At 68.2% G+C, this 18,155-nt stretch carries 16 protein-coding genes; all 16 read right to left on the reverse strand.

All coding sequences use genetic code 11. The annotated features are described in order from the left end of the window. Nucleotides 1-15: 15 nt before the first annotated feature. A complete protein-coding gene (locus tag AC6LKD_RS10600; protein WP_498116153.1) occupies nucleotides 16-1,008 on the reverse strand; it encodes a Bug family tripartite tricarboxylate transporter substrate binding protein in 993 nt (330 codons plus the stop codon). 186 nt (nucleotides 1,009-1,194) lie between these two features. Then, a complete protein-coding gene (locus AC6LKD_RS10605; protein ID WP_498116155.1) occupies nucleotides 1,195-2,691 on the reverse strand; it encodes an aldehyde dehydrogenase in 1,497 nt (498 codons plus the stop codon). Next, the gene (locus tag AC6LKD_RS10610; RefSeq protein WP_498116156.1) at nucleotides 2,688-3,938 is read right to left on the reverse strand and encodes a Zn-dependent hydrolase; all 1,251 of its coding nucleotides are present in this window, start codon (nucleotides 3,936-3,938) and stop codon (nucleotides 2,688-2,690) included. The genes AC6LKD_RS10605 and AC6LKD_RS10610 overlap by 4 nt, the downstream gene beginning before the upstream one ends. A gap of 17 nt (nucleotides 3,939-3,955) precedes the next feature. Beyond that, nucleotides 3,956-5,668, reverse strand: a complete 1,713-nt coding sequence (locus AC6LKD_RS10615) for a thiamine pyrophosphate-binding protein (protein ID WP_498116157.1) — start codon at nucleotides 5,666-5,668, stop codon at nucleotides 3,956-3,958. Beyond that, the gene (locus tag AC6LKD_RS10620; RefSeq protein WP_498116158.1) at nucleotides 5,665-6,594 is read right to left on the reverse strand and encodes an HpcH/HpaI aldolase/citrate lyase family protein; all 930 of its coding nucleotides are present in this window, start codon (nucleotides 6,592-6,594) and stop codon (nucleotides 5,665-5,667) included. The genes AC6LKD_RS10615 and AC6LKD_RS10620 overlap by 4 nt, the downstream gene beginning before the upstream one ends. Beyond that, nucleotides 6,591-7,874 (reverse strand): TRAP transporter large permease, encoded by a 1,284-nt coding sequence (locus AC6LKD_RS10625; protein ID WP_498116159.1) that lies wholly within the window; start codon nucleotides 7,872-7,874, stop codon nucleotides 6,591-6,593. Before AC6LKD_RS10625 ends, AC6LKD_RS10620 begins: the two co-directional genes overlap by 4 nt. A gap of 4 nt (nucleotides 7,875-7,878) precedes the next feature. Continuing rightward, nucleotides 7,879-8,358 (reverse strand): TRAP transporter small permease, encoded by a 480-nt coding sequence (locus AC6LKD_RS10630; RefSeq protein WP_207464680.1) that lies wholly within the window; start codon nucleotides 8,356-8,358, stop codon nucleotides 7,879-7,881. Further along, nucleotides 8,358-9,353 (reverse strand): TRAP transporter substrate-binding protein, encoded by a 996-nt coding sequence (locus AC6LKD_RS10635; protein ID WP_207464682.1) that lies wholly within the window; start codon nucleotides 9,351-9,353, stop codon nucleotides 8,358-8,360. Before AC6LKD_RS10635 ends, AC6LKD_RS10630 begins: the two co-directional genes overlap by 1 nt. Nucleotides 9,354-9,388: 35 nt before the next feature. After that, nucleotides 9,389-10,525, reverse strand: coding sequence for a YncE family protein (locus tag AC6LKD_RS10640; RefSeq protein ID WP_498116161.1), 1,137 nt, complete (start codon nucleotides 10,523-10,525; stop codon nucleotides 9,389-9,391). Then, entirely contained in the window at nucleotides 10,522-11,334 is an 813-nt protein-coding gene (locus tag AC6LKD_RS10645; protein ID WP_498116162.1) for an ATP-binding cassette domain-containing protein, read from the reverse strand. The genes AC6LKD_RS10640 and AC6LKD_RS10645 overlap by 4 nt, the downstream gene beginning before the upstream one ends. Next, the gene (locus tag AC6LKD_RS10650) at nucleotides 11,331-12,329 is read right to left on the reverse strand and encodes an ABC transporter ATP-binding protein (protein WP_498116163.1); all 999 of its coding nucleotides are present in this window, start codon (nucleotides 12,327-12,329) and stop codon (nucleotides 11,331-11,333) included. The genes AC6LKD_RS10645 and AC6LKD_RS10650 overlap by 4 nt, the downstream gene beginning before the upstream one ends. Nucleotides 12,330-12,333: 4 nt before the next feature. Next, complete coding sequence (locus AC6LKD_RS10655) at nucleotides 12,334-13,203, reverse strand: ABC transporter permease (protein ID WP_013393735.1); 870 nt, start codon at nucleotides 13,201-13,203, stop codon at nucleotides 12,334-12,336. Continuing rightward, nucleotides 13,200-14,117 (reverse strand): ABC transporter permease, encoded by a 918-nt coding sequence (locus AC6LKD_RS10660; RefSeq protein WP_498116164.1) that lies wholly within the window; start codon nucleotides 14,115-14,117, stop codon nucleotides 13,200-13,202. The genes AC6LKD_RS10655 and AC6LKD_RS10660 overlap by 4 nt, the downstream gene beginning before the upstream one ends. Before the next feature lie 84 nt (nucleotides 14,118-14,201). After that, nucleotides 14,202-15,707: an ABC transporter substrate-binding protein gene (locus AC6LKD_RS10665; RefSeq protein WP_498116165.1), complete on the reverse strand. Its 1,506-nt coding sequence runs from the start codon at nucleotides 15,705-15,707 to the stop codon at nucleotides 14,202-14,204. Between the two features lie 187 nt (nucleotides 15,708-15,894). After that, the gene (locus tag AC6LKD_RS10670; protein WP_498116166.1) at nucleotides 15,895-16,629 is read right to left on the reverse strand and encodes a FadR/GntR family transcriptional regulator; all 735 of its coding nucleotides are present in this window, start codon (nucleotides 16,627-16,629) and stop codon (nucleotides 15,895-15,897) included. Between the two features lie 258 nt (nucleotides 16,630-16,887). After that, a complete protein-coding gene (locus AC6LKD_RS10675) occupies nucleotides 16,888-17,907 on the reverse strand; it encodes a histone deacetylase family protein (protein WP_498116168.1) in 1,020 nt (339 codons plus the stop codon). Between the last annotated feature and the right edge of the window lie 248 nt (nucleotides 17,908-18,155).

The following is an 18,155-nucleotide window of genomic DNA, read 5'->3' on the forward strand; positions in this document are numbered from 1 at the left end:
GTTCGGGTCTCCGGTTCAGTCGCTGGCTTTGACGTTGAAATCGCGCACCACCTTGCCCCACGACTCGTACTCGGACTTCATCAGTGCGCCGAATTCCGCCGGCGTGGCGGTGGTGCGGACCTGGGCGCCCAGGTCCGCCAGCTTGTCGCGCACGGCGGGGTCCGCCAGCACGGCATTGACCTCGGCAGCTAGCTTTTGCTGGATCTCGGGGGGGATGCCGGCGGGCGCGATCAGGCCCAGCCAGGCGCCCATGTCGAAGCCGGGGTAGCCCTGTTCGGCGACGGTGGGCACGTCGGGCAGACTGGCGACCCGCTGCGGCGTGCTGACGGCGATCGCTTTCAGGCGGCCGGCCTTCACCAGGGCCAGCGAGGACACCATGGTGTCGAAGGTGGCATAGGTCCGTCCGCCGACGATGTCCGTCTGCGCCTGGCTGCTGCCCTTGTAAGGCACGTGGATCATGCTGGCGCCAGCCTTGGCCAGCAGCACCGAGGTCACCAGATGGCTGGTGGTGCCCACGCCGGTGGTGGCGTAGGTGTACTGGTTCGGCTTGGTCTTCACGGCGGCGAGGAAGTCCTTCAGATTGTTGGCCGGGTTGTCCGGGCTGACCACGAACAGGTAGGGCAACCAGGTCAGCAGGCCGATCGGCGCGAAGTCCTTGCGCGCGTCGTAGTTCAGGTTGGGATAGACGTGCGGGTTGATGGCTTGCGGCGCGGACGCGCCTATCATCAAGGTATAGCCGTCGGGCTTCGCCCGCGCACCCAGTCCGGCGGCGATGGAGCCGCCCGCGCCCGGCTTGTTTTCGACGATGAACTGCTGCCCCAGGCGCTGCGCCAGGCGGTCGCCGACCATGCGGGCGACGGTGTCGGTGGCCGTGCCGGGCGGGAATCCGACCAGGATGGTGACGGGTTTGGAGGGATAGGGGGCTTGCGCCCAAGCCGGCCCGGCCGCGGCCCAGGCCGTGGCGGCCAGCATGGCGGCCAGCGCGGCTCGCCTTGTCGCATTGCGCATCGTCGTCTCCAGTCATTGTTCTGATGGCGGGAGAGCGCCTGCGCCTGCCCGCAACGGAACCGCGGTGGGCAGCCCGTCGCCGTTCAAGGTCGCACAAGGACCCACCGCCTTCAATGACTCCAGCGGCCAAGCAGATAACGCGAAATGGCATGGATGGCGGACGCCGCGCAGGCGTCCGCCGGGGGATCAAACCGTCAGGCTGATCCAGGTCGTCTTCAGATCGCTGTACTTGTCCAGCGCATGCAGCGACTTGTCGCGGCCGAAGCCGGATTGCTTGACGCCGCCGAACGGCACGGTAATGTCGCCGTCGGCGTAGCAGTTGACCCACACCAGGCCCGCGCGCAGGCGGCGCGAGAGACGGTGGGCGCGCGACAGGTTGGCGGTCCAGAGGCCAGCGCCCAGGCCGTAGATCGAATCGTTGGCCAGGCGCAGCGCGTCGTCCTCGGTGGCGAAGCGCTGCGCGGCCAGCACCGGGCCGAAGATCTCCTCGCGCACCAGGCTGCTGTCCTGGCTGGCGCAATCGAAAATCGTCGGTTCGATGTAGTAGCCGCCAGTGGCGCCAAGGGCCTGGCGGCCGCCCATGCGCAGCTGCGCGCCTTCGGCGGAGCCTGCCTCGATGCGGGCCAGCACGCCGCGCATCTGGCGTTCATCGACCATGGCGCCCATGGCGGTGGCGGGGTCCAGCGGATCGCCGGGCTGCAGCGTGGCGGCGTAGTCCGCGACCTTGGCCATGAAGGCGTCGTAGATGCCGTCCTGCACGTACAGGCGCGAGCCGGCGATGCAGACTTCGCCCTGGTTGGAGAAGATGGCCAGCGCCGCGGCCTGGGCGGCGCGGTCCAGGTCGGGGCAGTCCTCGAACACGATGTGCGGCGACTTGCCGCCGCATTCCAGCCAGACGCGCTTCAGGTTCGATTGGCCCGAATACTCCATGAAGCGCTTGCCGGTGGCGGTGGAGCCGGTGAAGGCGATGCAGTCCACGTCGGGATGCAGGCCCAGCGCCTGGCCGGCCTGCGCGCCCAGGCCGGGCACCACGCTGAAGACCCCGGCGGGGATGCCGGCTTCTTCGGCCAGCGCCGCCAGCCGGATGGCCGATAGCGAGGCCTGTTCGGCCGGCTTGAGGATGACGCTGTTGCCGGCCGCCAGTGCGGGCGCGACTTTCCAGGCGGCCATCATCAAGGGGTAGTTCCAAGGCACCACCGCCGCCACCACGCCCAGGGCTTCGCGCGTGATGGTCGCCAGCGCGTCCGGGCCGGTGGGGGCGATCTCGTCGTAGATCTTGTCGATGGCTTCGGCGTACCAGGCGTAGCAGCGCGCGGTCTCCGGCACGTCGAAGGCCAGCGCGTCCCGGATCGGCTTGCCCATGTCCAGGGTTTCCAGCAGCGCCAGTTCCTCGCGGTGCGCGTCGATCAGGGCGGCCAGGCGCAGCAGATGCTGCTTGCGCTGGCGCGGCGCCAGGCCGCTCCAGACGCCGGCCTCGAAGGCGCGGCGGGCGGCCTGCACGGCGCGGTCCACGTCGGCCGCGCCGCAAGACGCGACGTCGGCCAGCTTGCGCCCGTCTATCGGGCTGGTGGCGGGGAAGGTGGCGCCATCGGCCGCGCCGCAGTAGGCGCCATCGATGTAGGCCTGACCGTTGAAGGCAAGCGCGGCGGCGCGGGCGCGCCAGTAGGCGGCGTCCTGGCTCATGACCTGGCCTCCTGGGCGTTGGCGCGCGCCACCATGGCGTCCAGCAGCACGTTGCAGCCGGCTTCCAGGTCGGCGGGTTTAGCGTCCTCGATCTCGTTATGGCTGACGCCGTCCTTGCAAGGCACGAAGATCATGGCGGTGGGCGTGACGGCGGCCATGTAGACCGCGTCGTGGCCGGCGCCGGTGACGATGTCCATGGCGGCCAGGCCGCGGCGGGCGGCGCCGTCGCGCACCTTGCCCACCAGGTCCAGGTCGAACGGCGTGGGCGGGAAATACTGCACATGCTTCACGTCCACGGCCACGTTGTGGCGCTGCGCGATCTCCGCGCAGATCTCGTGCCAGCGCTGGTCCATGCGGGTGAGCGTGGCTTCGTCCTCGTGGCGCAGGTCCACCGTGAAGCGCACCTGGCCCGGGATGACGTTGCGCGAACCGGGGTGCGCATGGATCTCGCCCACGGTGCCGCGGCCATGCGGCTGATTGCCGTTGGCGATCTCCACGACCGCCTGCAGCAGGTAGCTGGCGGCATAAAGCGCGTCGCGCCGGATCGGCATCGGGGTGGGGCCGGCATGCATTTCCATGCCGGTGACGGTCACGTCGTACCAGCGCAGGCCGAGCGATCCGGTCACCACGCCGACCACTTTTTCCTCGTGCTCCAGGATCGGGCCCTGCTCGATGTGGGCCTCGAAGTAGGCCCCCACCGGGCGGCCGCCCACGGGGTCCGTCCCGGCGTAGCCGATAGCGGCCAACTCGTCGGCCACCGACTTGCCGTCGCGGTCGGTGGCGGACAGCGCCACTTCCAGCGGGAACTTGCCGGCGAACACGCCCGAACCCATCATCACGGGCACGAAGCGCGAGCCTTCCTCGTTGGTCCAGATAGCCACTTCCAGCGGCGCTTCCGTAACCACGCCGTGGTCGTTCAGGCTGCGCATGACTTCCAGGCCCGCCAGCACGCCGTAGCAGCCATCGAACTTGCCGCCGGTGGGCTGGGTGTCGATGTGGCTGCCCGTCATGACCGGCGGCAGATCGTTGTTGCGGCCGGCGCGGCGGGCGAAGATGTTGCCCACCTGGTCCACGCGCAGCGTCAGGCCGGCATCGCGCATCCAGCCGGTGACCAGGTCGCGGCCCTGGCCGTCCAGCGCGGTCAGCGCCAGGCGGCAGTTGCCGCCCTTGGCCGTGGCGCCGATCCGCGCCAGGTCCATCAGCGACTGCCACAGCCGCTGTCCGTTGATCGAGATAGTCGTCGTCATATTGGAATCCCTCTGTGTCAGTGGCTGGCGGCGGCATTGCGGGCCAGCGCGGCCTCGCGGATGCCCATCAGGGTTTCGCCCGGCGAAATGCCGTTGGCGTCGTAGCGGATTTCCAGCAGGGCCGGCAGGTTCTCGCGTTCGGCAAAGGCCAGCGCGCGCTCGAAGGCGGGGCCGAAGCTGGCGGTGTCTTCCACGGCCTCGCCATAGCCGCCGTAGCCGCGGATGATCTGGGTGAAGTCCGGATTTTCGAAGGACAGGGCGATGGTGCGGGCCGGGAACTCGCGTTCCTGGTGCGCGCGGATGGTGCCCCAGATGCCGTTGTTGAATACCAGCACCACCACGCCCAGCCGGTACTGCAGCGCGACGCCCAGTTCCTGCATGTTCATCTGGAAGCAGCCGTCGCCGGCGTAGCACACCACCGTGCGCTTGCGGTCTTCCAGCTTGGCCGAGATAGCCGCCGGCAGGCCGTAGCCCATGGAGCCCACGGTGGGCGTGAGGCTGGTGCCCGGCCCGGCATAGCGGCGGTAGCGATGCGGATACAGCGCATAGTTGCCCGCACCCACGGTGATGCAGGCGTCGGCCGGCACATGCGCGTCGACGTAGGCGGCGGCCTGGTCCAGGCTCATCGGGCCGGGCGAGGCCAGCGGTTCCAGGCTGTCGACCAGTTCCTGGTGCGCCGCGCGCACGGCGGCGCTGCGTGCCGTCTTGTGGCCGGGGACCAGTCCGGCCACGCTGGCGGCAAAGCTGGCCACATCGGCCACGATGGCCTGGGTCGGCGAGAACACGCGGCCCAGCTCGGCGGCGTCGGGGTACACGTGGATCAGCTGCTGGCGCGGCAGCGGGCTTTCGATGACGGTATAGCCTTCGGTAGTGGCCTCGCCCATGCGCGTGCCCACGGCCAGCACCAGGTCGGCGTCGCGCAGGCGCTGACGCAGTTCCGGCGTCATGGCCCAGCCGACGTGGCCGGCGGCGTTGGGGTGGCGCTGGTCGAAGCACTCCAGGCGGCGCCAGGCGGTGCCCACCGGCAGCTCGAAGCGCTCGGCAAAGCCGGCGATCTGGTCGATGGCGGTCTGGTGCCAGCCGTTGCCGCCCAGCAGCAGGAAGGGCCGTTGGGCGGCATCCAGCAATTGCGTCATGCGGTCCAGGTCGGCGGCGCCAGGGTGGCTGTGCACGCGCGGGTAGCGCGGCAGGTCGGCCACGCGGGCGCGGCCCCACAGCGTGTCTTCGGGCAAGGCCAGCACCACGGGCCCCGGCCGGCCGCTGGTGGCGACGGCGAAGGCACGCGAGATGTACTCGGGAATGCGGTCGGTGCGGTCGATCTGCGCCACCCACTTGGCCATCTGGCCGAACATGCGGCGGTAGTCGATCTCCTGGAACGCTTCGCGCTCCATGAAATCATTGCCGACCTGGCCCACGAACAGGATCATCGGGGTGGAATCCTGGAAGGCGGTATGCACGCCGATGCTGGCGTTGGTGGCGCCCGGGCCGCGCGTGACGAAGCAGATGCCGGGCTCGCCGGTCAGCTTGCCATAGGCCTCGGCCATGTAGGCCGCGCCGCTTTCCTGGCGGCAGACGATGGCTTCGATGGCATCGGTGTGGTCGTTCAGCGCGTCGATGCAGGGCAGATAGCTTTCGCCGGGGATCATGAACACGCGGCGCGCGCCATGGATGCGCAGCTGCTGCATCAGGATCTGACCGCCATTGCGTTCGGGAATTGCGGCTGACGTCATGCGGAGTCTCCTTGTTGCGGGACGGCCTGCGCGCGGCGCTCGGCGGCCCATCGTTCGAATTGGTGATGGCGCGCCAACAGGCGGCGCGCGGTGTTGTAGACAGGCGGATCGATGCGCTCGGCATCATGGCGGCCGGCGCGCTGGGCTTCGTAGCGGACGACGCAATCTTGCGCTGCCGCGACTTCATCCGGGGCGGGCGTGAACACGGCGTGGATCAGCTTGACCTGGTCGGCCACCGTCGCGCACTTGGACTTCAGCCCCAGGCGGCGGGCCCAGCGCACATCGGCTTCCAGCGCCGGCATGTCGCGGTAGTTGAACGGGCAGTCGATCGGCAGGCAGCCGGCGGCGGTGCAATCCAGCAGGAAGCGGGCGCGCACGTGGTGCAGTTCGATGCCGTCCTTGCCGCGCTCGGCGCCCAGGCTGGCGCTCAGGTCCTCGGCCGCCAGCAGGCAGGCGGACACGCGCGGGCTGGCGGTCAGGATGTCATAGGCGCGGTGCACGCCCAGCGCCGACTCCAGCGTGGGCACGATCTCGGTGCTGCCGGCGGGCAGGCCGAGTTCGGCTTCCAGCGCGGTGATTGCCTGGTCCAGGGCGGCGATCTGCGCCGCGCTTTCGGCGTGCGGCAGGAACACCGCGTCCGGCGCGCCCGGCATCACGCCGCGCAGGTCCGCCAGGCCGTCGTCTTCAAGCTTGTTGATGCGCACCGCGGCCACCACGCCCAGGGCGCGGCAGCGGCCGAACAGCTCTGCAATCAATGGGCGCGCGGCTGGCCGATCCGCCGGGGCGGTGAACTCTTCCAGATCCGCGACCAGGGCATCGGCCCCGCTGGCCAGGCCGTCGGCCTGGGCGTTGGCGTCCAGGCCGGGCACGAACATCCAGCTGCGGCGCAGGAACGGGGGACGGCGGGAGGGAGTGATAGGGGTCATTGCACGTGCCTCGGCAGGAACAGCACCAGTTCGGGTACGAAAGTCAGCAGCAGCATGACCGCGGTCATGGCCAGCATCATCCAGGACAGGGGGCGCAGGGTCTGCATCATGTTGATGCCGCCGATCTTGCAAGCAGCCATCAGGTCGACCCCGACCGGCGGCGTGTTGGCGCCGATGGCCATGTTGATCGACAGCAGGATGCCGAAGTGCACCGGATCGATGTTGTAGTGCGCCAATACCGGCATCACGACCGGAGCCACGATGATGATGACCGGGATCGCTTCCATGAAGGTGCCCAGCAGCAGCAGCACCACGGTCAGCACCAGCAGCACGGCGGTCTTGCTGTCGGTCCATTCGACCAGCAGCGTGGACAGCGCCTGCGGCACCTGCTCGGCCACCAGCACCCAGGCGAACAGCCCCGACGCGCCGATGATGAGCAGGATGGACGCGCTGCTCTCGCCCGTGGATTTCAGGTTGTCCCACAGCGACTTCAGGCTCAGCGTGCGGTACCAGAAAAAGCCGATCAGCAAGGCGTAGATGATGGCGCTGGAGGCGGCCTCGGTGGCGGTGAAGATGCCGAAGCGGATGCCGCCGATGATCAGCACCGGCACCATCAGGGCAGGCAACGCGTCGATCGCCGCGGCGCGCAGCTCGGGCCAGCTGAAGGGCTGGCCGCCGGCCCAGTTGTGTTTGCGCGATTGCCAGATGGCCACGCCGATCAGCGACAGCCCCAGCAGAATGCCCGGAATGATGCCGGCCACGAACAGCTTGCCCACCGAGGTGTCGGTGATGGTGCCGTAGACGATCAGCACGATGCTGGGCGGGATGATGGTGGAGGTGGCGCCGGCGCTGCCGACCAGGGCGCAGGAAAAGCCCTTGTCGTAGCCGCTGCGGGCCATGGCGGGCAGCAGCAGGCTGCCGATGGCGACCACGTCGGCCACGCCCGAGCCGGACAGCGCGCCGAACATCAGGCAGGCCAGCACGGCCACCACGGCCAGGCCGCCCTTGATGTCGCCGACGATGGCGGCGCACAGGCGCACGATGCGCTGGGTCAGGCCGGCGCCGTTCATCAACTGCGCGGCCAGGATGAAGAGCGGAATCGCCAGCAGCGTGAAACTGTCCAGTCCCACCACATATTGCTGCGCCGCCACCATCATGGGGGCGGAATCGTAGACCGCCAGGTAGGCCAGGCAGGACAGCACCAGGCCGAAAGCGATGGGCATGTCGATCAGCACCGTGACCGCGAACACGCCCATCAGGAAGAGAGCACCCGTAGACATCTTGTTAATCCTTTGCAGCGGCGGGAGCGGCGGAGAACAGCTGGGCCAGATGCACCACGATGGTGATGGCGCAGGCGAAGGGCAGCGCCAGATACACCACGCCGGCCGACACATCCAGCGCCGGCAGGGTCTGGTCCATGGTCAGTTCGGCCAGCTGCCAGCCGGCGTAGCCCAGGGCCGCCAGGCCGACGATGATGAGCGCCTGGTTGATGCGTTCAAAGACATTCAGGATGCGGGGATTGCGCACCACGAAGGGCAGCAGCCCCGCCATCAGGTGCGAGCGCTCAAAGCTGCAGACGACACCGCCGATGAAGGCGGACCACACCAGCACCAGGCGCGGCAATTCCTCGGCCCAGTGCGGCGTGGTGTGGGTGACGAAGCGGGCGAACACCACGTAGGAAATCAGGATCGCCAGCAAGGCCACCGCCAGGGCGGCGAAGGCCTTGCTGATGCCCGACAGGATCGCGGACAGTCGGTTGAGCATTACTTGGCCTCGCGGTACTTCTGCACCAGGGCCATCAGCTCGGGGCCGTAGGTGACCGAGTAGGTCTTCCACACCGGCGCGACCGCGGCGGCGAAGGCGGGCTTGTCGACCTCATTGACCTGCATGCCTTTTTCCTTCAACTGGGCGATGAACTGCTGGTCGCCATCCGTGATCATCTGGCGCTGGGCGTCGCGCCACTTGTCGGCGGCTGCCTGCACGATCTTCTTGTCGTCAGCCGAGATGCGGTTCCAGACCGGCTTGGAGATGATCAGATTGGCGGGACCCCAGACGTGGCCGGTCAGCGACAGGTACTTCTGCACTTCGAAGAAAGACGAGGTGTAGATGATGGACAGCGGGTTCTCCTGGGCGTCGAACACCTTCTGCTGCAGCGCCGAGTACAGTTCGCCGAAGGCCAGCGGCGCGGGGTTGGCGCCCAGCGCGGTAAAGGTGTCCAGGCGCATCTTGTCGGGCGTGACGCGGGTCTTCAGGCCTGCCAGGTCGGCAGGCTTGGCGACCGCGCCGCGGTTGTTGGTGACGTGGCGGAAGCCGTTTTCCCACCAGGAAATGATGGTCAGGTTCTTCTTGTCCGCCAGCTTGGCCAGCGCCTCGCCCAACTCGCCGTCGAACGCCTTGTAGGCCTGCTGTGAGGTGGACCAGGTATAGGGCAGCTCCACCACGCCGAACTTGGGCTCGATGGGCTGCAGCGAACCCGAGCCGATGATGGCCGCGCCCTGGCTGCCGATCTGCAGGCCTTCGAGCATGGTCTTTTCATTGCCGAGCTGGCCGCTGGGGAACAGCACGAAATTGACGCGGCCGGCGGTCTTTTCCTTGACCTCGGCGGCGAAGCCTTCGGCGGCCTTGTTCCAGCTGTGGCTGGGCGCCAGCACATGGCCGAGCTTGATGTCCAGGGCATGGGCCGACAGCGGCGCCAGGCCGGCGAGGGCGAGCAGGGCGGCGGCCAGCAAGGTTTGTTTCTTTTGAGGAGCGATGGTCATGGCGGAACTCCGGGAGCAGGGGGAAATGGGTAGGGTCAGTAGGATTGCGCGCGCATCGATGCGGGCCGGCCAGGCAGGGCGATGCGGGTGCCGGTGTCGCTCAGGCCGTGGTCGCCCACGGCGAGGACCTGCATTTCGGCATCCAGGAAATTGCCGACGTACAGATAACGGCTGTCGGGACTGAAGGCCACGCCCTCGGGCAGCGCACCGACCTCGATGGCGCCGGCGCGGGTCACGGACTGGCCGTCGATACGCAGCAATACGATCTGCCCGCGCGGATGGTGGAACCAGGCGCTGGACGGGTTGTTCGAACCTTGCACGATGGCGACCGCCGCGTAGCGGCCGTCGGGACTGATGGCGATTCCTTCCGGGCCGTCTTCGACCATGACGCGGTCGATCACGCGCGGCGGATCGGCGCGCAGATCCACCACGCTGACCGAGTCCGCGTGGCCGTCCGACGCGGTCGGGCTGCCCATGTCCACCACCAGCGCCAGCGCGCCGTCTGGCGACACCACCAGGTTGAACGGCACCAGGCCGGTGGTCAGGTCCTCGGCGGGATCATGGGTCACGATGGGGTTTGCACCGCTCTCGTCTATGCGCAGCAGGCCCAGGCGATGGCTGTCGGTCTTGACCACGAAGGCGCGGCGGCCGTCGGCGGCAAAAGACACCGCCACCACTGGGGTGCCCATGTCCACTTCGCCGCAGACTTCGGCGCGCTTGCCGGCGATGCGCAGCACCGACACGGAGCGGCCGGCCTTGTTGGCCACCAGCGCCAGCGTGCCGGCGCGGTTGATGGCCAGGCCCGAAGGCTGCAGCCCGACCTCCAGCCGCTGCACGATGGCCGGCGGATTGGCTTCCAGGTCGATCACGTACAGTCCGCGGCCAGGCTCGGGCTGCCAGCCGGCGCCATCGGCGCGTGCGCGCCAGTCCATGGAATCCGCGATCAGGCCCAGGCGTTGGTCCGGCGTGACGGCCAGGTTGACCGGCGGGCCGAACAGCGAGTTGGGCAGGGAAAGGGTGGCGACCAGTTCAGGAGCGGCGGGATTCGCGCCGGCGTCGTAGACGCACAGGCTGTCATTGCCCGGCGCCAGGAAACGGATCTGGCCGTCGTCCCAGGTGACCTTCTGGTCGTTGCCGACCAGCAGCAGGTGGCGTGCGTTCTGAGGGCTCATGCCGCCAGCTCCTGCGCCTGCGGCACCGACAGGGTGGCGCCGATGAGCTGCCGCGTGTACGGATGGACCGGCTCGAAGTAGACCTGGCTGGCGGAGCCGCGCTCGACCACGCGGCCGCCTTGCAGCACCACGATCTCATCGGCGATGTGCTGCACCACGGCCAGGTTGTGGCTGATGAACAGATAGCCCAGGCCGCGCTCGCGCTGCAATTCCATCAGCAGGTTCAGGATCTGCGCCTGCACCGACACGTCCAGCGCGGAAGTGGGCTCGTCGCAGATCAGCAGCTGCGGCTCCAGCATCAGCGCACGCGCGATGGCCACGCGCTGGCGCTGGCCGCCCGATAGTTCGCGCGGATAGCGCGCGGCGAAGGCCGGCACCAGGCCCACGGCGTCCATCATCCGGCGCACCGCGGCGGCTTGGGAGGCCGCATTGCCGATGCCATGCGTGCGCAGCGGCGCGGTCAGGATTTCGTTGATGGTGCGGCGCGGGTTGAGCGAGGAGTACGGATCCTGGAACACCATCTGGATGCGGCGGGCGCGGGCGCGCGCCGGCATCGCGGCCAGTGGTTTGCCGTCCAGCAGCGCCTGGCCCTGCGTCGGCGCCAGCAGGCCCAGCATCAGCTTGGCGATGGTGGACTTGCCGCTGCCGGATTCGCCCACCAGGCCGATGGTCTGGCCGGCGGGCACGTGCAGGTCGATGTCATGCAGGATGCGTGGGGCGGGACGACGCGAGAACAGGCTGGCGCGGCCGTACTGGAAGCACAGCGCGTTCAGGCTGATGCTGGCGGATGTGGCGGTCGGGCGGCTCATGCCGTGGCTCCTAGGCGCATTGCGCCGGGTTTGATGCACAGGCAGCGGTGTGCGCCCTGCACGCGCGCCGGGAAGGGCTGGGCGCAGCGGGCTTCGGCCACCGGACAGCGCTCGCGGAAGGCGCAGCCGCGAATAGCGGCGTCCAGCGAGGGCACGGCGCCGGCGATGGTGGGCAGGTCGGCGCGCGGCGCGGTGCGGCCGGGCTGGGGGATGCAGTTCAGCAGCATCGCGGTATAGGGATGGCTGGGTTGCTCCAGCACTTCGCGCACGCTGCCGCCTTCGACGATGTCGCCCGCGTACATGACGATGACGTGGTCGGCGATGCGCGCCACCAGGCCCATGTCGTGGGAAATGAACACCATGCCCAGGCCGAACTCGGCCTGGATGTCGCGCAGCAGGTCCAGCAGCTCGGCCTGCACGGTCACGTCCAGCGCGGTGGTGGGCTCGTCGGCGATCAGCAGTTCGGGGCCGCACATCAGGGCCATCGCGATCATCACGCGCTGGCGCAAGCCGCCCGACAACTCGAAGGGATACTGCCGCATGCGGTCGCGGGGATTGGCGATGCCGACGCGGCGCAGCAGGTATTCGGCGCGCTCCTCGGCCTCGCGGCGGCTGACGCGCTTGTGCCGGCGCAGCACGTCCACCAGCTGGGTGCCGATGGGGAACACCGGGTTCAGTGAAGTCATCGGATCCTGGAAGATCATGGCGATGCGCGCGCCGCGCAGCTGCGCCAGCTCGGAGGGCGTGAGCGCGGCCAGGTCCTGGCCGGCGAACTCCAGCTTGGCCACGCGGCGGCGCGCGGCTGCCGGCAGCAGGTCCAGCAGGGCGAGCGCGGTCAGCGACTTGCCGCAGCCCGATTCGCCGACGATGCACAGGGTCTTGCCGCGTTCCAGGCTGAAGTCCACCGCCCGCACCACGTGCTTGGTGTGCGTGGGTGTGTGGATGTCGATGTGCAGGTTTTCGACCCGCAGCAGGGGTTGGCTGTTTGCGGTCATGGGATCAGCCCTTCTTCATTTGCACGGCGCGCAGCGCTTCGCCGGCGCGGTTCACGCACAGCACCAGCACGAACAGGACCACGCTGGGAATCACCACCAGCGAGGGCTGGAACAGCATGTTTTCCTTGCCCTCGGCGATCATCAGGCCCAGCGACGGCATCGGCGCCGGCACGCCCAGGCCCAGGAACGACAACGACGCCTCCAGCGTGATCGCCATGGCCGCGTCCACGGTGCCGATGATGAGCAGGTTGCCCACCAGATTGGGCAGGATGTCGCGCCAGATGATTTGCAGGTGGGTGCAGCCCTGCAAGCGCGAGGCCGTGACGAACTCGGCGTTGCGCAGGCCGGCCGCCATGGTCCGGGCCACCAGCGCATAGCGTTCCCACAGCAGCAGGCCCAGCACCAGCACCACCACGGTGAGCGAGGCGCCCACCACCGAGACCACCGCCAGCGCCACCAGGATGATGGGCAGGGCCAGGCGCGCGGTGATCAGGAAGGACACGGCGCGATCCACCGCGCCGCCGAAGTAGCCCGCCGCCACGCCCAGCGTGGTGCCTATCAGTCCACCCATCAACGCGACCGACAGGCCGATCAGCGCCGACACGCGCACGCCGTACAGCGCCCGCGCTAGCACGTCGCGGCCCAGCTGGTCCGTGCCGAGGATGTGATTCCAGCTGCCGTCCTCGCTCCAGACGGGCTCCTGCAGACGGGCCAGCAGGTCTTGCGTGTAGGGATCATGCGGGACCAGGTAGGGACCCAGGAGGCCGGCCAGCACCAGCAGCGCCAGCATGGCCAGGCCGAAGTTGCGGCCATAGCGGGCCGCGCGTTCGCCGCGCGAGCGGACGGGAAGAGAGGAGGCGATGACGCTGCTCATGATGAAACTCGCACGCGGGGGTCGAGCCAACCGTTGACCAGATCGGCGACCAGGGTGAGGACGATGTAGATCAAGGCGAAGATCAGGATCAGCGCCTGCATCGTGGGAAAGTCGCCGCGCAGGATCGAGGTCCAGGCCAGCAGGCCCGCGCCATTGATGGCGAACACGGTCTCGATGACGACGGAGCCGGCCAGCAGCGTGCCCATCTGGGCCGCGGCCAGCGACACCAGCGGCCGCAAGGCGTTGCGCAGCGCGTACTTGAGCACCACGCTGGCGCCGCCCAGGCCCATGGCGCGCGCAGTGCGGATGTAGTCGGTGGCCAGCACGGTTTCCATTTCGGACTTCATCAGGCGCAGCATCGCCGGCATAGCGAACAGGCCCAGCGCCGTGACCGGCATGACGTAGTGCTTCCAGCTGTCGAAGCCCGAGGCCGGCAGCCATTGGTTGCGCACGCTGAAGACGATGATGAGCAGGAAGGCCAGGCAGAACGGCGGCATGGCCTGGGCGCAGGCCGACAGCAGCATGGTGCCGCGGTCGATCAGCGAGCCGCGGCGCAATCCTGCCAGCACGCCCAGCGGTATCGCCAGCAGCAGCGCAAACAGCATCGCGGCCAGGCCCAGCTTGGCGGTGGCGGGGAAATGCTGGGTCAGCAGTTCGGCCACGGGGCGGCTGAAGTACAGGCTGTCGCCGAAATCGCCGCGGGCGACGCCGGCCAGCCAGCGGCCGTACTGCACCAGGATCGGGTCGTTGAAGCCGTGCAGCTGCGCCAGGCGGGCCGCGTCGGCGGCGCTGCCTTCGCCAGCCAGGCGCGCCGCCGGATTGCCGGAAGCGAACACCAGCGAGAAGCTGATCAGCGAGACGAACACCACCAGCAGCGCGGACACCACCAGGCGACGGAACAGGAATGCAATCATGGGGCTACCTATGACGGTGTGCGCCGGAGGACCGCCGTTCCCGCCCGCTTGGGCCAGGGAACGGGGCCATGCCGGCGGGGCCGGTCAGTTCCAGCGGGCCTTGTAGAAACGCGGGAACTCGTCGCCGTCGACCGAGAAATTCAGGTCCTTGGCCTGCACGGCGTTGAGCGAGTGGTTCCACAGCGGCACCCAGTAGGCCTGGTCGGCCACGATCTTCTGGGCGGCGGCATAGTTCTTGGCGCGCAGTTCGCGGTCCACGGAGGTGTCGGCGGTTTCCAGGTACTTGATGACTTCCGGATTGCGCGCCTGGTCATCCGGGCCGCCGCGGAAGAAGTTGCTGGTCGACAGCGCCGCGTCGGCGATGCCGTAGGAGCCCCAGTTGGACGACAGCATGGCGATCTTGCCTTCGCGCCAGTTGGTCATGGCGGTGCCGTACTGTTGTTCGACCAGGTTCAGCTTGATGCCGGCCTGCGCCATCTGCGCGGCGGCGGCGTCCAGGATGGCGCGCGGAGGGGCCGAGATCACCAGGTCCAATGTCACGCCGTTGGGGTAGCCGGCCTGGGCCAGCAGCTGCTTGGCGCGGGCCGGGTCGAACTTGTAGGACTCCACCTCGGCGGCGCAGCCGAACTGGGCCGGGTTGCAGGCCGCGTTGATGACCTTGGACGCGCCGCCGACCAAAGCCTTGCGGATGGCTTCGCGGTCGATGGCGTAGTTGATGGCCTGGCGCACTTCCTGCTTGGCCAGCGGCGACTTGCCGCCGTCAAATTGCGGGTTCAGGGAGATGTAGCTGATGCGCATGATGCTGCTGCTCTTGACCGTGACGGCGGACTGCTTTTCCATGCGCTTGGCCACGTCGGGCGGGACGCGCCAGATCCAGTCCAGGCCGCCGGAGAGCAGTTCGGCGTACTGGGTGTTGGCGTCGGGCAACACGCGCACCACCAGCTTCTGCACGGCCGGTTTGGCGCCGAAGTAGTCTTCGAAGCGTTCATATACGTAGCGGCTGCCGGGCTGGCTTTCCACCAGGCGGTAGGGGCCGGTGCCGATGGGCTTGGCGCCCATGTCGGACTGGTTGGCCTCGTAGTACTTGCGCGGATAGATCGGCAGGTTTTCCGACAGCATCTCCAACGCCAGCGGGTAGGGCGTCTTCATCTTGATGCGCACGGTGTCGTCGGAAGCCTTCTCGGCCTTTGCGATCCAGGCGACCTGGTTCTGGAACCGCGCCTTGTAGCCTTCCGAGGACACCAGGTTCAGCGTGTACAGCACGTCGTCGATGGTCAGCAGCGAGCCGTCGTGGAACTTCACGTCCTTGCGGATAGGCAGTTCGATGGTGGTGTCGTCCACGAACTTATAGCCGGTGGCGATGGCCGGACCGAATTCGCCCGTGTCCTGGTTTTTCTGCAGCAGCCCCGAAAACACCATGCGCGCCAGCGCCAGGCCGGGGCGGTCCGATTCCTTGTAGGCGTCCAGCGTGGCGGGCGCCGCATCGAAGGCAATGTTGAGGGAGTTGTCAGCCTTATTGGCCTGGGCGGCATGGGCGCCAAGCGCCAATAGCGCCGCGCTCAAAAGCTTCACGGTACGGGTCAGCTGCATGTTTTCACCTTGATGTGTTTTAGGTATGGGGCCTACGGGTATTGCGGGTGCTGCGGAACTGCTGCGTGCGTATCGGCAGGCAAGCCGCTCCCCTTGCCGCGGGCGGCGCGTTTTGCGCCGGCGGTGCTTGCACGGTCGGTAAGGGAAGGGGCCTGGTTCTCAGGCCGGGGTTCAGGCGTTCATCAAATCATCGGATCCCAGCGCTGCCGAAGTCTTCCCGCAGGCGGGCCAGGATGCCGACCAGGTGGTCGTGCATGGCGTGGCGCGCGCGGATGGGATCGCGGTCGGAAATGGCCGCGAGGATGCGTTCGTGTTCCTGCTGGGCTTCGCTCCACACCTTGGTGGTCACGAAGTGCTCTTCAAGACGGGTGAACACCGGGCTCAAAGTGCTGAGGTGCCAGATATGGGAGATTGCCGCGGCCAGCGCGGCGTTGCCGCAGGCCGCGCCGATCGCGCTGTGGAAGGCGCGGTCGTGCACGCTGGGCGATTCGGTCAGGGACATGCCTTCATGGGCCGCGCGGATCGCCGCGATCTGGGCTGGCGACGCTTTCTGCGCCGCCAGGGCCGCGCATTCGGGCTCCAGCAGCAAGCGGGTTTCGAGCAGGTCGAAGGGGCCGATGTCCGTGGCTTCGACGCCGTTGGCGGCGACCGTGGCTGGCTGCGGCGACTGGTACTGGCCGTCTTCGCGCGCCTGGTTCACGAACACGCCGGTGCCCACGCGGACTTCCACATACCCTTCGATTTCCAGCGCGATCAGCGCTTCGCGCACCGAGGCGCGGCTGACCTGCAACTGCTCGGCCAACTCGCGTTCGGCCGGTAGCCGCCCGCCCGCAGGGAAGTCGCCCGCCTTGATGCGCGCGGCGATCTGGTCGGCAATCATGCGGTAGAGGCGGGTGGAGGCGACGGCCTGGAGAGAGGTCATTGTGGCGTTCGGGTGGATGATCGGGATGTAGAGGGTAAAGGCTCTGCCCAGGCTTGTCTTGCGTCGCACTCCCGGCATGGCTGGGAGTGTCCGGATATCTGGTGGCCCAGTGGTCAGGCCACTGGACGAAATGTACCGGAGGCGGTCCGGCTTGTGAACCGGGCTTTTCCATTTTTAGGGAAAACCACTAGCGTCGCGTTTGCCCGCGGCTGTGGCGCGCGACCGGCGTCCGCGGCGGGACGCCGGCCGGGTACGGGTTCAGGCCGAAGCCAGTCCGCCGAAGAAGCGCGAGGCGTTCGATTCCAGCCCTTCGATGTAGTAGCCGCCTTCCTGCACGACCAGGGTGGGCAGTTTCAGGCCGCCGACTTCCCGGCCCAGGCGTTCGAAGCCGTTCTCGCTGACGGCGACCATGGCTTGCGGGTCTTTTTCGAAGATGTCGAAGCCCAGCGACAGCACCAGGGCGTCGGGCTGGAACAGTTCGATGGCGCGGCGCGCTTCGGCCAGCTTGTCGAAGAACACCAACTCCGGCGAACCGTGCGGCATGGGCAGGTTGATGTTGTAGCCATAGCCTGGGCCAGCGCCGAGCTCGTCCGCATGGCCGGCGACCACGGGATAGAAGTTTTCCGGGTCGCCGTGGATGGATACGTACAGCACGTCGCTGCGTTCGTAGAAGATTTCCTGGATGCCCTGGCCGTGGTGCATGTCGGTATCCAGGATGGCCACGCGCGGATAGCGCGAGGTCAGGCGCTGCGCGGCGATGGCGGCATTGTTCAGGTAGCAGAAGCCGCCGGCGGCGTCGCGTCGCGCATGGTGGCCGGGCGGGCGGCAGATGGCGTAGGCGTGGCGATCGCCGGCCAGCAGCGCGTCGGCGCCGGCGATGGCGCATTGCGCCGACCAGTAGGCCGAATGCCAGGTGTGCGGGCCGACCGGGCAGCTGCCGTCGGCCAGGTAGCGCGCGGCCTGCGCCAGTACGCCGCGCAGGGCGTTGGGCTCGCGCACGAAGACGTTGGAGACGACCTCGTCGCCCCAATCATCGGGCAGCTGTTTCCAGGCGGCGTGCGCGCCCTGGAGGAAGCGCAGGTAATCCAGCGTGTGGACCGCCGAAATCGCGCCGGCGCTCTGGTCGGGCGGGGCTTGAACGTCGAAGCCCAGCTTGCGCGCGGCCTCTGCCAGCGCGTCCAGGCGCGAGGGCACTTCCTGGGGGGTGCGCATCTTGCCGCGCGAGAAATAGGTCTGCGGGTGGTGCAGTTTCTGATCGTCGTGGAAATATGCCTTCATGCTGGATGACACCTGGTTGGGGGTTGACGCCGCGCCGGCCGGGCTTGCTGTCCCGGGCAGACGGCCAAGACGTCGTTATACGGCGGCCGCGACAGGAACGAAAGCAGGATGACGTGGGCAGCAACGGAATGGCCGGCATCGCTGCGACGCAATGCTTCGCGCTGCGATCGGCAAAATAGGACTGGGCTGATTTCGGTTCATGGCGACCGGTGGAACAATGAATTGGCCGGCAACTCACCGCCTCTGCC

The sequence above is a fragment of the Achromobacter sp. D7-1 genome (genome assembly GCF_059760445.1).

What these genes read in the sequence shown, in the direction of transcription:
- AC6LKD_RS10625 (WP_498116159.1), bottom strand. Translation starts at nt 7,874, where the DNA reads ATGTCTACGGGTGCTCTCTTCCTGATGGGCGTGTTCGCGGTCACGGTG.
- AC6LKD_RS10610 (WP_498116156.1), bottom strand. Translation starts at nt 3,938, where the DNA reads ATGACGACGACTATCTCGATCAACGGACAGCGGCTGTGGCAGTCGCTG.
- AC6LKD_RS10665 (WP_498116165.1), bottom strand. Translation starts at nt 15,707, where the DNA reads ATGCAGCTGACCCGTACCGTGAAGCTTTTGAGCGCGGCGCTATTGGCG.
- AC6LKD_RS10635 (WP_207464682.1), bottom strand. Translation starts at nt 9,353, where the DNA reads ATGACCATCGCTCCTCAAAAGAAACAAACCTTGCTGGCCGCCGCCCTG.
- AC6LKD_RS10605 (WP_498116155.1), bottom strand. Translation starts at nt 2,691, where the DNA reads ATGAGCCAGGACGCCGCCTACTGGCGCGCCCGCGCCGCCGCGCTTGCC.
- AC6LKD_RS10600 (WP_498116153.1), bottom strand. Translation starts at nt 1,008, where the DNA reads ATGCGCAATGCGACAAGGCGAGCCGCGCTGGCCGCCATGCTGGCCGCC.
- AC6LKD_RS10670 (WP_498116166.1), bottom strand. Translation starts at nt 16,629, where the DNA reads ATGACCTCTCTCCAGGCCGTCGCCTCCACCCGCCTCTACCGCATGATT.
- AC6LKD_RS10675 (WP_498116168.1), bottom strand. Translation starts at nt 17,907, where the DNA reads ATGAAGGCATATTTCCACGACGATCAGAAACTGCACCACCCGCAGACC.
- AC6LKD_RS10645 (WP_498116162.1), bottom strand. Translation starts at nt 11,334, where the DNA reads ATGAGCCGCCCGACCGCCACATCCGCCAGCATCAGCCTGAACGCGCTG.
- AC6LKD_RS10655 (WP_013393735.1), bottom strand. Translation starts at nt 13,203, where the DNA reads ATGAGCAGCGTCATCGCCTCCTCTCTTCCCGTCCGCTCGCGCGGCGAA.
- AC6LKD_RS10630 (WP_207464680.1), bottom strand. Translation starts at nt 8,358, where the DNA reads ATGCTCAACCGACTGTCCGCGATCCTGTCGGGCATCAGCAAGGCCTTC.
- AC6LKD_RS10640 (WP_498116161.1), bottom strand. Translation starts at nt 10,525, where the DNA reads ATGAGCCCTCAGAACGCACGCCACCTGCTGCTGGTCGGCAACGACCAG.
- AC6LKD_RS10615 (WP_498116157.1), bottom strand. Translation starts at nt 5,668, where the DNA reads ATGACGTCAGCCGCAATTCCCGAACGCAATGGCGGTCAGATCCTGATG.
- AC6LKD_RS10620 (WP_498116158.1), bottom strand. Translation starts at nt 6,594, where the DNA reads ATGACCCCTATCACTCCCTCCCGCCGTCCCCCGTTCCTGCGCCGCAGC.
- AC6LKD_RS10660 (WP_498116164.1), bottom strand. Translation starts at nt 14,117, where the DNA reads ATGATTGCATTCCTGTTCCGTCGCCTGGTGGTGTCCGCGCTGCTGGTG.
- AC6LKD_RS10650 (WP_498116163.1), bottom strand. Translation starts at nt 12,329, where the DNA reads ATGACCGCAAACAGCCAACCCCTGCTGCGGGTCGAAAACCTGCACATC.